This is a genomic window from Pseudarthrobacter sp. AB1 (genome assembly GCF_014926485.1).
In the GTDB taxonomy this organism is placed as follows: domain Bacteria; phylum Actinomycetota; class Actinomycetes; order Actinomycetales; family Micrococcaceae; genus Arthrobacter.
In genome coordinates this window covers 1-13,386 of the sequence record NZ_PZKO01000014.1, presented here as the reverse complement: position 1 = coordinate 13,386, position 13,386 = coordinate 1, and the positions used below count along the sequence as shown (strand labels likewise).

At 65.7% G+C, this 13,386-nt stretch carries 11 protein-coding genes, 1 pseudogene and 2 riboswitches; of the genes and pseudogenes, 10 read left to right on the top strand and 2 right to left on the bottom strand.

All coding sequences use genetic code 11. From position 1 onward, the window contains the following. Window positions 1-5: 5 nt before the first annotated feature. A complete protein-coding gene (gene serC, locus DAD99_RS04620; protein WP_193340547.1) occupies window positions 6-1,136 on the bottom strand; it encodes a phosphoserine transaminase in 1,131 nt (376 codons plus the stop codon). Window positions 1,137-1,413: 277 nt separating this feature from the next. Here serC and DAD99_RS04615 point away from each other — a divergent pair, with 277 nt between their 5' ends. The 10 genes from DAD99_RS04615 to DAD99_RS04570 all read left to right on the top strand — a co-directional run bounded on the left by DAD99_RS04615 (window position 1,414) and on the right by DAD99_RS04570 (window position 12,777). Continuing rightward, window positions 1,414-2,109, top strand: coding sequence for a metal-dependent transcriptional regulator (locus DAD99_RS04615; protein ID WP_185262634.1), 696 nt, complete (start codon window positions 1,414-1,416; stop codon window positions 2,107-2,109). A gap of 131 nt (window positions 2,110-2,240) precedes the next feature. Next, window positions 2,241-2,484, top strand: a riboswitch (cyclic di-AMP (ydaO/yuaA leader). A gap of 3 nt (window positions 2,485-2,487) precedes the next feature. Then, on the top strand, window positions 2,488-3,312 hold the full coding sequence (locus DAD99_RS04610; RefSeq protein WP_193340546.1) for a M23 family metallopeptidase: 825 nt from the start codon (window positions 2,488-2,490) through the stop codon (window positions 3,310-3,312). Between the two features lie 148 nt (window positions 3,313-3,460). After that, a riboswitch (cyclic di-AMP (ydaO/yuaA leader) is annotated at window positions 3,461-3,623 on the top strand. Between the two features lie 70 nt (window positions 3,624-3,693). After that, on the top strand, window positions 3,694-4,386 hold the full coding sequence (locus DAD99_RS04605; protein WP_309233200.1) for an NlpC/P60 family protein: 693 nt from the start codon (window positions 3,694-3,696) through the stop codon (window positions 4,384-4,386). A gap of 171 nt (window positions 4,387-4,557) precedes the next feature. Beyond that, a complete protein-coding gene (locus DAD99_RS04600) occupies window positions 4,558-5,328 on the top strand; it encodes an NlpC/P60 family protein (RefSeq protein ID WP_193340544.1) in 771 nt (256 codons plus the stop codon). Between the two features lie 236 nt (window positions 5,329-5,564). Beyond that, the gene (locus DAD99_RS04595) at window positions 5,565-6,065 is read left to right on the top strand and encodes an HNH endonuclease (protein ID WP_104062827.1); all 501 of its coding nucleotides are present in this window, start codon (window positions 5,565-5,567) and stop codon (window positions 6,063-6,065) included. 60 nt (window positions 6,066-6,125) lie between these two features. Then, window positions 6,126-6,848 carry a molybdenum cofactor guanylyltransferase gene (locus DAD99_RS04590; protein WP_193340543.1) on the top strand — a complete coding sequence of 241 codons (723 nt, stop codon included), beginning with the start codon at window positions 6,126-6,128 and terminating at the stop codon, window positions 6,846-6,848. Next, window positions 6,845-7,138 (top strand): DUF6457 domain-containing protein, encoded by a 294-nt coding sequence (locus DAD99_RS04585; protein WP_185262640.1) that lies wholly within the window; start codon window positions 6,845-6,847, stop codon window positions 7,136-7,138. Before DAD99_RS04590 ends, DAD99_RS04585 begins: the two co-directional genes overlap by 4 nt. Then, the gene (locus tag DAD99_RS04580) at window positions 7,104-8,540 is read left to right on the top strand and encodes a molybdopterin molybdotransferase MoeA (protein WP_193340542.1); all 1,437 of its coding nucleotides are present in this window, start codon (window positions 7,104-7,106) and stop codon (window positions 8,538-8,540) included. Before DAD99_RS04585 ends, DAD99_RS04580 begins: the two co-directional genes overlap by 35 nt. Window positions 8,541-8,666: 126 nt before the next feature. Next, window positions 8,667-9,536, top strand: coding sequence for a formate dehydrogenase accessory sulfurtransferase FdhD (gene fdhD / locus DAD99_RS04575; protein ID WP_193340541.1), 870 nt, complete (start codon window positions 8,667-8,669; stop codon window positions 9,534-9,536). Window positions 9,537-9,741: 205 nt separating this feature from the next. After that, window positions 9,742-12,777, top strand: a complete 3,036-nt coding sequence (locus DAD99_RS04570) for a glycoside hydrolase family 38 C-terminal domain-containing protein (protein ID WP_193340540.1) — start codon at window positions 9,742-9,744, stop codon at window positions 12,775-12,777. Between the two features lie 254 nt (window positions 12,778-13,031). Here the strand turns inward: DAD99_RS04570 and DAD99_RS04565 are convergent. Then, window positions 13,032-13,386: pseudogene (locus DAD99_RS04565) on the bottom strand (hypothetical protein); the annotation flags it as partial.

Sequence of the window (13,386 nt, the reverse complement as noted above, 5' to 3'; positions counted from 1 at the left end):
GAGCGCTACTTGCGCAGCTCGCCCACCACGTAATCAATGCTTGCCAGCAGCGCAGTGACATCAGCCGGCTCGATGGCCACAAACGTCGCGATCCGGAGCTGGTTGCGGCCCAGCTTGCGGTACGGCTCGGTGTCCACGATCCCGTTGGCGCGCAGCACCTTGGCGATCGAGGCCGCGTCGATCGAATCGTCGAAGTCGATGGTGGCGATGACGTTGGAACGGTCTTCCGCCTTGGCCACAAACGGGGTGGCGTACTCGGAGGCCTCGGCCCAGGAGTAGATCCGGCCGGCAGAGTCAGCGGTGCGGGCTGACGCGAAGTCCAGGCCGCCGCTGGCGTTGAGCCACTGCACCTGCGCGTCGAGGGTCACCAGGGTGGAGAGCGACGGCGTGTTGTAGGTCTGGTTCAGCTTGGAGTTGTCGATGGCGGTCTGGAGGTCCAGGAAATCCGGGATCCAGCGGCCGCTGGTCTTGATCCGGGCGGCGCGTTCCAGCGCGGCGGGGGAGAAGAGGCCCAGCCACAGGCCGCCGTCGGACGCGAAGTTCTTCTGCGGGGCGAAGTAGTAGACATCGGCCTCGGAGACGTCCACGTCCAGGCCGCCGGCTGCAGAGGTGGCGTCCACCAGGACCAGGGAACCGGAATCGGCGCCTGCAACGCGCTTGACCGGAGCCGCGACGCCGGTGGAGGTTTCGTTCTGCGGCCATGCGTAGACATCCACGCCTGCTTCGGCGGCCGATACCGGGCGAGTGCCCGGCTCGGACGTGATGATGGAGGAGGCGTCCAGGAACGGGGCCTTGTTGGTGGCCGAGGCGAACTTGGAGCCGAACTCGCCGAAGGACAGGTGCTGGGCCTTCTTCTCCACCAGGCCGAAGCTGGCGACGTCCCAGAATGCGGTAGAGCCGCCGACCCCGAGGACCACTTCGTAGCCTTCGGGGGCGCGGAAGAACTGGCTGAGGCCTTCGCGGACGGAGCCTACGAGGTTCTTGACGGGAGCCTGGCGGTGGGAGGTGCCCAGGATGGTCTTGGACGCCGCTGAGAGCGCCTCGAGCTGCTCCGGCCTGACCTTGGACGGTCCTGCGCCGAACCGTCCGTCCTTTGGCAGGAGGTCGGCAGGAATAGTGATGCTGGTTTCGCTCACGGGGGCTCCAATTTCGGCATGGACGTCGCTCACGTCCGGACGGTGGGGTGGCCGGTAGTCGGCAGTGACTGCATTAAGGACCTCCTTTATTCTGCCTGAACCCCTCGATTGGGCGGGAACCGGCACCGTCATAGTCCGGCCAATGAGACCATCCGGGCCCTGTCCGGGGATTATCCGGACAAGTTCAAAATAGGCTAAGCTTTTTACCGGACCTCGCCGCTGCTGGACGCGATACGGTGGGACAACGCAACGTACTGCGCTCGAGGAGCTGAGCTGGATGACGGATCTGATCGATACTACGGAGATGTATCTTCGGACCATTTTGGAGCTTGAAGAAGAGAACATCGTTGCCCTTCGCGCGCGCATCGCCGAACGGCTGCGGCATTCCGGCCCCACGGTGTCCCAAACCATCGGCCGGATGGAACGCGACGGACTGGTGGTGGTCTCCGGAGACCGCCACCTGGAACTGACCGAGGCCGGGCGGAAGCGCGCCACGGAAGTGATGCGCAAGCACAGGCTGGCGGAACGGCTCCTGGCGGATGTGATTGGCCTGGACTGGGCCTACGTTCACGATGAGGCGTGCCGCTGGGAGCACGTAATGAGTGAACGCGTTGAGCAGCGCATCTACGAATTGCTCAACCACCCCACCGATTCTCCCTACGGCAATCCCATCCCCGGGCTGGCGGCCCTGGGCGGGCCGGCGTCGGCGCTGCCTGATGCCGGAGTGATTAATCTCCTGGATGCGATGCAGGGCTACGGGCCGGCGTCGAACGTAACGGTCAGCCGGTTGGCCGAGCCCATTCAGGTGGAGCCTGAGCTGCTGGTCCAGCTGGACGAAGGCGGAATCAGGCCCGGCGCCTCGGTGTCCCTGGAGCGCGTGGGGGAGTACATTTCCGTGCGGGTTCCGGGCATAGAAGGGGCGCTCGAGCTGCCCCCGGAAGTGGCATCGCACGTCTTCGTTTCCGTTCGCTGACGGGACGGCGGCCTCCTCGCGTTGGGGCCGCGCTATAGCGCAGTGACGCCAGGTTCCGCAAATATAACGGAATTGTTACTGCCCAAGTTAATCGCCTATAGTTGGAACTCAGCGTCGATACAAAAGCGTTACCTGATCCGGAGCCGAGCTCTGCCAGCGGATCAGGTGCACGAATCACCAACTGGCAGAGGCGGGGGAACCACAACCGGTAGTCGCAAGACTGCCTTGGGGTGAAGTCCGTCAGCAGCAAGCCTCTTCCAGCGAAGGATCCTCACGGGATATCTCTGCGCCAAGTGCTTGTTATGGCGGACCGGGTCTTTGAACTCTCTGACCCGAATCCGACAGCTAACTTCGCAGGCTATCCAGAGAGGAACATTCTTGACCACGCAATACTCCAGGGGCCGCCGTCGCGCGGTGGGTCCCGCTTCGGCGCCCAGAGTGGCCGAGGATTTCACTGCGGAGAGGCCCCGCGATCCACAGCGGGAAGCACGACGCCGCCGGGGACCCTTCCGGCAGATGACGGATTTCGCCGCTGCCAGTGGCCTTGGCCAGAAGGCCGGCATCGCCTTGGCAGCAACAGGCCTGGCTCTCACCGTGACGGTTCCCGTGACCGGACCCGTGATGGCAACTCCGGCACCCGGCCAGGTCGCGTCTGCCGTTTCCGCTGCTCCGCAGCCTGAAGTCACTGCCGAAGCCGCCGCCCAAATTGATTTCAGCCGCTCGTCCGTGGTTACCCAAGGTGATCCCGACGGCAAACTGAAGCAGCTGCTGAGCGCCCAGTCCGCGGGATCCATCACCCGCGCCGCCTCTGCCGGAAGCCTCGGCTCGCCGCTGGCCCAGCTGGCTACAGTCTCTCCCTTCGGATTCCGGGTCAGCCCCATCACCGGCGGCTCCGGCGACTTCCACCGTGGCCAGGACTTCGCCGCGCAGTGCGGAACCTCCGTCCTGGCTGCTGCCAGCGGCACCGTGACCTTCGCTGGCTGGCACCAGTACGGCGGCGGCAACCGCGTGGTGGTGGACCACGGCAATGGCCTTGAAACCACCTACAACCACCTCTCCTCCGCCAGCATCAAGGTGGGACAGACGGTCAGCCGCGGCGATGTGGTTGCCCTCAGCGGCACCACGGGCGCGTCCACGGGCTGCCACCTCCACTTCGAAGTCCAGGTCAACGGCGAAGTCGTTGACCCCAGCGGCTGGCTCTGAACCAAATGATGGCAAACTCTCGAATCGCCGCGACGTGCCGTGACCTGAATGTGACATTGGCGCGGAACTCCTGTAACGTTTAAGGCGCGTCAACTTTTCCGAAGTTGACGTTCTTGAGTGGATTGCCTAGCTCTGCCACCGCTCAAGGTCCGTTCGCATGACATCGTCTGGCAGGGGCGGGGGAACCAATTTTGGTCTTCGATTCTGAAGGCCTTGGGGTTAAGTCGCAAAGCTTCCACTGTGAAGCAGAGCGGCCGGGTGACTCCCATCCGAATCCGACAGCTCACCTCGCAGGCATTGGGAGAGGCTACCTTCGTGTCTTCACGCCATAATTCTGCGCGCCACCGCGCACAACCGGTTCGCACCAACCCCTTGGGCCCCGTGTCCAAGGCAGTCAGTGCCAACGCCGGGACCGTAGGTCGCCAGGCTGCTGTTATCGCAGCTGCATCAGGTCTGATCCTGAGCATGGGGCTTCCGGCCAACGCCGCGGATACCACCGCCGGTGTTTCCGCCTCTACCGAGTCCGGTTCCGCGCAGACGGCACTTGCCGTAACTGCGGCGCCCACGGCTACCGTTTCCTTCGAGCGCCCCGTGATCAAGACCACGGCGGCACCGAAGGTTGAAACGGTCCGTGCGCAGTCCACGGCCTCCGAAACCGGGGCTCAGGGTGCTGCGGCAACCGAGGCCGCGGCCTCCAAGCTCGCTGACGCCTCCAAGCTCGCTGATACTGTCTCCTCAGCCGCCGCTTCGGGTTTGGCAGCACTTGCCTACACCGGCATCGGCCGCCCCTACGTCTGGGGCGGCACCACTCCCAATGGCTGGGACTGCTCAGGCTTCACGCAGTGGGTCTACGCCCAGGCCGGCATCAGCATTCCCCGCACCAATGCCTGGACAGCCATGCGGCCCACCGCCACACCGGCTCCCGGTGACCTGGTTATGCAGAATGGCGGCGCCCACGTTGGCATTTACGTCGGCAACGGCATGATGGTCAGCGCACTTAATCCTTCGCAGGGCACCCTGCTCCACTCCGTGGCATCCACGGGCTCCTCCGCGTTCTTCACGCTGGCCCCGTAGGTCCTGCCATCCAGCAGTTCCTGCAGCCCTGTGCTGGCGGAATCGATTCTTCGTTGGAAACTTTTCGCTAAATCCCCGTTCGGGGCGAGCCGGCGTACCCCCAAGATGCCGGCGCGTCCAAAACCCCTGGTCTGCCCACGCGGTCCTGAGGAAAACGAAAGAGAGAAATTAATGACTACACGTGCAACTGTTGCGCGGCACCGCGCCGAGGTCACTAAGACCAGCTCGCTGGCTGTCATTGCCAAGGCTGTCGGCGACAACGCCGGTGGCATGGGCCGCCAGGCCGCGGTTATCGCTGCTGCTTCCGGCCTTGTCCTGACCAGTGGTATCGCTGCGAACGCGGCAGACTCCGGAGTCCAGCGTGAAGCTGCTTCCGCTTCGAACCTTGAGGTTGGGGTTTCCGCGCCGGCCATCATTTCGGCCGCCTCCACCATTGCCATCTCGTACGAGAAGCCTGCCGTGACCACCACTCCGGCTCCTGTTGAGGCTCCGGCGCCCGTTGTCGAAGCTCCGGCTCCGGCTCCGGCTCCGGCTCCGGCTCCGGCCAAGGCCGCGGCAACCGTAAAGGTAGCGTCGGCAACTCCGGCTGCTCCCTCGGCGCCGGTCGCTGCCAGCGGCAAGGGTGCTGCCATCCTCTCCGCTGCGTACGCCCAGCTGGGTGTGACGCAGGACTGCACCATGCTGGTGACCAATGCCCTGGCCGCCGTGGGCATCAACTTCCGCGACTGGCCTGCCGGCTACCTGTCCCTGGGTAAGACCGTGAGCGCCGCCGAGGCTCAGCCCGGAGACCTGCTCTACTACGCCGACGGCGGCGCGGGCGTAGCCCACATTGCCGTCTACGCCGGCAACGGCCAGGCCGTTCACGGCGGCTACAACGGAAACCAGACTGTTGTGTTCAGCGCCAACGTTGGTTCAGGACCGGTTTACATTCGCGTGTCCTAGCACCGAAGTCGATCTTCAAAGGACCTCTGCCTCACGGCTGGGGTCCTTTGTTGTTATAGGGCTGCTGCAGCGACCCGGACGCGTGTCCAGATCTGACACGTGACTGGCGCTACGGCCGAAATTAGTTGATCCCGGGATTCTTTGTTTACTCTTGTGGTGTCGATCCATAGCCCGGATATGCCGGGGGCAGCCGGCCCTCGTGCCCCTGACGGGTGCGGCCACGAAGAGGTACGTGCATGCGCACTCTCGTTCTGAATGCTGGATATGAACCGCTGGCGGTGGTCACCTTCCGCCGGGCGCTGGTGCTTGTGCTCACGGGCAAGGCCAGTGTTATTGCCGAAGGCGATGACCCTGTAGTGGGACCGCAGGAGATCCTGGGCCGCCCGTCCGTGATTCTCCTGAACCGCTACATCCGCCCCAGATACAACCAGGGCACCGCGGTCAGCCGCCGCGGGGTCCTGCGGCGGGACGGTCACCGGTGCGCGTATTGCGGCAAAGGTGCCCACACCATCGACCATGTACAGCCCAAATCACGTGGCGGCGCCGACTCCTGGGAGAACCTGGTGGCCGCGTGCCTCCGGTGCAACAACACCAAGGGCGACCACACGCCGGCTGAAATGGGCTGGAAGCTCAGGTTTGTTCCGGAACCGCCGCATGGCACCATCTGGCAGATCAAAGAACTTGAGAAGCCCACGCCGGCCTGGGACCCGTTCCTGCTGCCGGAACGGGCCGCCTGAATGCCGGCCGTTAGTTCCAGCTCCGCACAGTATTCCAGCCCGCACAGTTAAGCTGGGAGGGTGGACACTGACCCCCTCAACTTCGATGCTGTCATCCTCGCCGGCGGCCGTTCGTCGCGGCTCGGTGGCGTGCCCAAACAGAGCCTGACGTACGACGGCGACTCCCTGTTGCACCGCTCCGTGGCCGCTGCCGGGGGAGCCAGGGCCGCCGTCGTGGTTGGTCCGGACACTGCGGAAGTGCCTGGCTGGAAAGTGCCGGCCGGGTTTCTGCGCTGCCGCGAAGAGCCGCCGTTCAGCGGGCCTGCAGCTGCCATTGCGGCCGGGCTGGCGGCCCTGGCCGCTGCGGGCGGCAGCCGCCCCGCGCTGACGCTGGTGCTGGCCTGCGACATGCCCAACGTGGGGCAGGCGGTGGCTGCGCTGAAGGCTGCGTTGCGTTCACGAGGACCGGGCGCAGGACTTGCCGCAGGTAAGCCTTCGGGCCTGAAACCGGACGGCGTGGTGGCCGTCTCGGAGGATGGCCGTAGCCAGCCGCTGGTTGGCTTTTATAGCACAGCCGGGCTACAACGATCCGTCACCCAGCTGGAAACCGCAGGACGCTTAATCAACGGGTCGGTGCGGGCACTCCTTGCTAGTCTGGACGTGCAGCTTGTCGCCGTTCCGGCCGGCTCCACGGCTGACGTGGACACTTGGGACGATGCCGCAGCACTTGGTGTGGCCGGTTCGGATCCCCTGAACGGGCTCCGGGGCAACACTGCCGCAGACGATTTGGGAGGCAGAGCGTGAAAAGCCAGGAAGAGACGCTGGAAGAGTGGTGCAGGTCCTTGCTCCAGGCGTATGAACTGGAGGACGTCCAGATCGACGTCAACACCATTCTGTCGCTGGCCGGCGTGGCAGCACACTCAGTGGTCCGCCCGGCCGCCCCGCTCACCACCTTTATTGCCGGATTCGCCGCCGGCCTCGCTGCAGGATCGGGACAGGCTACGAACGCTGCCGCGATGACCGCCGCCATGGACCGTGCCCGCACCCTCGCTGCTGACTATGACGCCGAATCTGCCGGGACCCCCGTCGAATGACTCCCGTTCAGTGACCGCCGCCCCCGGCGACGTATCCGAAAATCCCGAGCAGCAGTCAGCCCCGGCAAAGCACCTTGCCCACACCTGGGAGGAGGCGCGCAAGGCCGCTTTTGATATCGCCACCCCGATTCCGCCGGGCCGGGTTCCCCTGGGTCAGGCCCTGGCCAGGGTCCTGGCCAGCGACATCACTGCGTTGCATGACATGCCGCACTACGCGTCGTCTGCGATGGACGGCTGGGCCGTCAACGGCAGCGGTCCGTGGATCGCGGCAGAGGCCGGCCAGCGGCTGGCGCCCCACCAGGCCAGCCCCATCGTCACCGGCGGACTGATCCCGCCCGGGGCCAAAGCTGTCCTGCGCAGCGAAAGTGCAGTGCTTGGAACGGACGACGACGGCCTGCCGCTGCTGATGACCGGTGGCGCCGCCCGCCCCGGCGAGCCCGGGAACGGCCAGCACATCAGGAAGGCCGGCGAGGAAGCCGCCGCGGGAGAGGTGCTGGTCAAGGCCGGGGTAACACTGAACCCAGCCCACCTGGCGGTCGCGGCCCTGGCCGGGCATGATGACCTGCTGGTCCGGGGCAAGCCGGTGGTTAAGCTCCTGCTGACCGGCTCCGAAGTTGTAGCCCAGGGGCTGCCGGTCCCCGGACAGGTCCGGGACACCTTCGGTCCGCAGCTCGCCGCCGTTGTGGAAATGCTTGGCGGCATCAACGGCGGCCAGGAACGGATCGGCGACTCTTACGCTGAGTGGCTGGACGGCCTGGCGGACCTCCCACCCGAAGTTCCGGACCCCTCCGCGCTGCCGGCCGACGTCGTGATCACTACCGGCGGTACGGGCGTCTCGGACACCGATCACCTCCGCCGGGCCGTTGCTGAACTGGGCGGGCGGCTGGTCATCGACGGCATCGCCATGCGCCCCGGCCATCCCGCTGTCCTGGCCGAACTCCCCGACGGTCGCTTTGTCCTGGGGCTCCCCGGAAACCCGCTGGCCGCCATGATGGCACTGTCCACGGTGGGCGAACCGCTGCTCGCCGCGCTGGGCCATGGCACCATGCCGCCGGTGCAGGAAGTCCCGTGCGGGACCACTATCGAGCCTGAACCGGGCCGGACCAGGCTGATGCCCTTCCGGCTTCTGTACGGGATGGCGTCACCGGCCAAGCACACGGGTCCCGGGATGATGCGCGGACTGGCGTCGGCGCACGGGGTGATGGTTGTTCCGCCGCATGGGGTGCAGCTGGGCGAACCCGTCCCGGCGTTTGCCTTGCCGTGGGGACCGCCGGTGCCCGCGCCCGAGCAGCCGGGCAGTAAGACCAAGAGCAGGTCCGCCGCGAAACCAGCCACCCGGGCAGCTGGCAAGGACACTGCGAAGCCCGCCGGTCCGGTGGACTGGAGTGCCCTGCTTGGCTAGGCGCCGTGCTGCGGAACCCCGTACGCCGCAGCCCGGCCAGTGGTGCAATGATGGACCTATGAACAGCGCCAGCCGGCAGGTCCGGAACGTCCACGGGGCCCTTCGAGACAGCTTGGCGGTTCGCTGATGGGGCGCGTGACGCAGCGCCGCAAGGTGCACAAGTACGTTTTGGATGGCTCGCCCAATGCCCTTGAGTTCCCGGTCCGCCACCGCGAGGACGTCCTCGCGGTCGAAGAGCCGCTGGAAATCCGGATTGGTCCGCTGTCATTCTCGGTGACCATGCGGACGCCCGGGGACGACTTTGACCTGGTGGCCGGCTTCCTGGTGTCCGAGGGGATCATCTGGGCTCCCGAGCAGCTGGTATCGCTGCGGTTCTGCGCCGGCGAGGACGAAGACGGCGTCCAGACGTTCAACGTGGTGGAAGCCCAGCTGCGGCCCGACGTCGAACTCCCTGCGAAAGGACGGAACGTCTTCACCTCAAGTTCCTGCGGCATCTGCGGCACGGACTCGATCGAGGCAGTGCGCAAGTCCTCCCATTTCAGCCCGGCGGCGGATCCATTGACCGTGCCCGCCCACGTGCTGGCTTCCCTGCCAGGACGGCTCCGCGAAGCCCAGGACGTTTTTGACGTCACCGGCGGAGTGCACGCCGCGGGCCTCTTCCGCATAACGGACGACGACGGCGTGGAGCTCTTGTGCCTCCGCGAGGATGTGGGACGCCACAACGCCGTGGACAAGGTAGTGGGCTGGGCCCTGCGGGAGCGGTTGCTTCCGCTGACCGGGCTGGTCCTGCAGGTCTCGGGCCGCGCATCGTTTGAACTCGTCCAGAAGGCAGCGTTGGCGGGCATTCCCGTACTGGCGGCAGTGAGTGCGCCGTCGAGCCTTGCTGTGGAGCTGGCGGAGGCCAGTGGCATGACCCTGGCAGGATTCAGCCGGGGCACGAGCCTGAATGTCTACGCCGGGCAGGGCAGGATAACGCTGCCCGTCCCGCACGTTTAGCGCGCAGGTTCCGGGGCCGGTTCGCGGAGAGGATACGGCCGAATTAGGCGCGGACGCGCCGGGATAACAACGGCGCCAGCCTGTTCGGCGGACATTTCCCGTGACGCTTGGCTATTGAGCTACTAGCCGGTAGATTTTATCCATCGATTGGACACGTTTGGTCCGGATCCGAGTACTCCAGTTCAAGCACCTAAGAGGGTTTACATTGCATGACGACCGCCGGATCACCGAAGTCCGCCTGGACCGGTTTGTCCGCGAGCGGATCATTCCCGCCGTTTACGCCCGCACCGTTCCGTTGAACCTGAGCAGCTGGGATGCCCCCGGCGAACCGGTGTCCGTGATGCATGCACTGCGGAATCACTTCGAGCCGCAGGAACACGGTGCCGCATGGGGAAAACCGTGGGGCACCAAGTGGCTGCGCCTGCAGGGCGACGTCCCGGAGGCGTGGGGCACCGGCCCGGACACCGCGGTGGAAATCGTGGTGGACCTGGGCTTCATCAACGAAGCCCCCGGATTCCAGTGCGAGGGAATCGCCTGGCGCCCGGACGGCACCATCATCAAGGCGATTTCGCCCCGGAACCAGTACATTCCCCTGAAACTCCTGGGCAGCGGCATGTCCGTTGACTTCTACGTTGAAGCGGCCGCCAATCCGGACATGGCGCAAGGCTGGACCTTCGCCGCCACACCCTACGGGGATAAGGCAACATCAGGCACGGCGCCGCAGTACCGGCTGGGCAGGATCGCCATCGCCGAACTCAACCAGACAGTCTGGGAACTACAGCAGGACATCTGGACCCTCGCAGGGCTCATGCACGAACTCTCCACCGAGCAGCCGCGGCGCCATGAGATCCTGCGTGCGCTGGAGCGCATGATGGACCGGATGGATCCCGACGACGTCCCGGGCACCGCCGCCGCCGGTCGGGCAACCCTGGCGGAAGTCCTGTCCAGGCCCGCCTACGCTTCCGCCCATCAATTGGTGGCTACGGGCCACGCCCACATCGACTCCGCCTGGCTCTGGCCGGTGCGTGAAACCATCCGCAAATGTGCCCGGACGTTCTCCAACGTGGTGGCGCTGATGGATGAGGATCCGGGCTTTGTGTTCTCCTGCTCGTCAGCCCAGCAGCTGGCCTGGATGAAGGAGTTCTACCCCGAGCTTTTCAGCCGGATCCGGGAAAAGGTCCAGGCCGGTCAGTTCGTCCCGGTGGGCGGCATGTGGGTCGAGTCGGACACCAACATGCCCGGCGGCGAGGCCATGGCACGGCAGTTCATTGAGGGCAAGAACTTCTTCCTCGACGAGTTCGGCGTCGAATGCCGCGAAGCCTGGCTCCCGGATTCCTTCGGCTATTCCGCGGCCTTGCCGCAGATCGTCAAGTCGGCGGGCAGCCGCTGGTTCCTGACGCAGAAGATCTCGTGGAACCAGGTCAACCGCATGCCGCACCACACCTTCAACTGGGAAGGCATCGACGGCACCCGGCTGTTCACGCACTTCCCGCCCGTAGACACCTACAACGCCGAGCTCAGCGGACGCGAACTGGCGCACGCCGAGCGCAACTTCCGCGACCACGGGCACGGCAACAGTTCGCTAGTCCCGTTCGGCTACGGCGACGGCGGCGGCGGGCCCACGCGCGAAATGCTGGCGGCCGCCAGCCGCACCGCGGACCTCGAAGGCTCGCCCAAAGTCAGGATGGGTTCCGCCGAGAGTTTCTTCACCCAGGCGGAGGACGAGCATTCCTCCCTGCCCGTCTGGGTGGGGGAGATGTACCTGGAGCTCCACCGCGGCACGTACACCAGCCAGGCCCAGACCAAGCGGGGCAACCGGCGCAGCGAACACCTGCTTCGCGAGGCCGAACTCTGGTGCTCCACCGCTGCCGTCCGCAGCCCCGGTTCGTTCGAGTACCCGGCAGCAGAGCTGAAGCGGCTGTGGCGGCTGGTGCTCCTGCAGCAGTTCCACGACATCCTGCCCGGCAGTTCCATCGCTTGGGTCCACCAGGACGCGGAACGTAACTACGCCGCCATCAGCGCCAGCCTCGAAACCCTCATTGGGCAGGCTGCGGCCGCGCTCCTCGGCGAGGGATCGCGTACCTTCCAGCTCAACGCCGCACCGCACGCGCGCAACGGGGTTCCGGCATTGGCGGCCGCAGAGCTTTCGCCGACCGGCCGGCCGGTTCAGGCAACCGCGGTGGATGGCGGTTATGTGCTGGACAACGGCATCATCAGGGCGGTCCTGGATGCCGATGGCCTGCTTGCCTCCCTGACCGACTACGCCACGGGACGCGAAGCCATCGCTCCAGGTGCGCGCGGCAACCTGCTGGAACTGCACCGGGACACGCCCAACCAGTGGGACGCCTGGGACATCGATGAGTTCTACCGCCGCAACGTCACGGCGCTGACGGCAGCGCAGGCCATCCGGCTGGAGCATGCCGGACCCAGTGCGGTTGTGGTGGTTGACCGGGTTGCCGGCTCGTCACCGGTCACCCAGCGGATCGCGCTGGAGGCCGGCAGTGGCTCCCTCACCATCACCACCGCCGTTGAATGGCAGGAGAGCGAGAAGCTGCTGAAACTGGGCTTCCCGCTGGACGTCAGGGCCGACCGCTCCGCCTCGGAGACCCAGTTCGGTCATGTCTTCCGCCCCACCCACGTCAACACCTCGTGGGAGGCTGCCAAATTCGAGATCTGCGCGCACCGCTGGATCCACGTGGCCGAGCCCGGCTACGGTGTTGCGATTTCCAATGCTGCCACCTACGGACACGATGTCACCAGGAGCGTGCGGGATTCCGACGGCGGGACTACCACTTCGGTGCGTCTCTCCCTGTTGCGGGCACCGAAGTTCCCGGACCCGACGTCGGACCGCGGCCACCAGGAACTGACCGTAACCATCCGCCCTGGTGCCGGAATCGCCGAAGCCGTGGAGGAGGGGTACCGCACCAACCTTGTGCCCCGGCTGGTCAAGGGCGCGCGCGGCGCGGAGCCGCTGTTCGCCGTGGACAACCCGGCCCTGGTTATCGAGGCGGTCAAGCTAGCCGAGGACGGTTCGGGCGACGTTGTAGTCCGCCTCTACGAGTCCCTGGGGCAGCGGTCCGCCGGCGTACTCACGGCCAACTTCCCGGTCACAGTCGTTCAGGCCACAGACCTACTGGAGCGGATCATCGACGCCCCCGGGGTCAACGCTGCCGCGGCAGAGCAATCGGTGGAACTTTTGCTGCGCCCGTTCCAGTTGGTGACGTTGAGGTTCGCGCGGTAGGTGAGGCATGGATGCCAACTGTTCCGCCAGCACCCGGGTGTGTCAGCACCCGGGCGGGGCAGTAATGCTGTCTGGCCGTCAAATGGCTGAGTGGGGGCGGTCCCCAACGGCCCGCCACCACTCATCCCCCCAAAGAATGCAAAGACTCAACGGGCCCGGCGTCCAGAAAACTATCCCCGTTCGCGAACACCGGCACCCAACTTCACACATTCATGATTGTGCCACGTCTAATGATTTTGTGAAAGCACGCAGGGTTACTTTGCGGTAGAAGTCTTTTTCCCAGGCTCATTCAACCCGGACCGCAGCTTGGCTAGCCAGATCAGCGCCAGCCCGATGACAAAGCAAAGGACGGCGGTGTAGTTGATGACAAACTCCACTGAGTCAAGCGCCGGTGGGAACACCGGGAACAACAGACTCGCGCCAATGGCAACCGATCCGAGAACCAGCAGCAATGCCGCCACCCTGATTAAGCCCGGAAGGTTGCTCCGGCAGGCCCGGACCATGGCTGGAAGCAGGACCAGCGAAACGTAGGCAGGGTAGGCGCGGCCGGCGGCCCCGTAGTATTCAGCCAGCAGTCCGTTCCGCGCGTCCTTGACTGACACCGATGCC